This is a genomic window from Pseudomonas cichorii, assembly GCF_015471405.1.
GTDB lineage: Bacteria > Pseudomonadota > Gammaproteobacteria > Pseudomonadales > Pseudomonadaceae > Aquipseudomonas > Aquipseudomonas serbiensis.
The window spans coordinates 1-566 of sequence record NZ_BLVZ01000046.1; the positions used below are offsets into that span (position 1 = coordinate 1).

Consider the following 566-nt stretch of genomic DNA (forward strand, 5'->3'; position numbering starts at 1 on the left):
ATCGCCGAATACATCGACTTCTCTGCCTCCACCATAAAATTCAGCGACGGTTCCTCCAGCGACGAGCGCGACCCGATCCGCATGAACACCCTGTTTGCCCGTGAATTGATCAACAAGGCCAATATCGCCCTGGAAGCGCTGTTGTCCTGGGGTACTCAGCAGTTGCCGGAACCACCGATTGGCGAAGAAACCGCCCCCAGCAAGATGGACTTCAAAGGGGCCAACGGCCTGTACTTCTGGGAGCTGTTCCTGCATCTGCCGTTCATGATTTCCCACCGCCTGAATCTGGAGCTGCGGCTCAACGAAGCCGAGTTCTGGCTGGGATTCATCTTCGATCCGGGACGCAAGGAAAACTCCAGCACCGGCGCGCCAGCCTACTGGAATGTCCGCCCGCTGACCGAGCTGCCGGACCCGGACTATTTCATGCGTGCCCCCATCGACCCGGATGGCATCGCCGCCAGCGACCCGGTCCGTTATCAAAAGGCCGTCTACTTCCACTACATCAAGAACCTGATCGACCGTGGCGACATGGCCTATCGACAAGTGACGCCCGACAGCCTTGGCGA

At 59.0% G+C, this 566-nt stretch carries 1 pseudogene; it reads left to right on the top strand.

Going from position 1 to position 566, the window contains the following annotated elements:
* Positions 1-566 (top strand): annotated as a pseudogene (locus tag JL015_RS27565) (neuraminidase-like domain-containing protein); the annotation flags it as partial.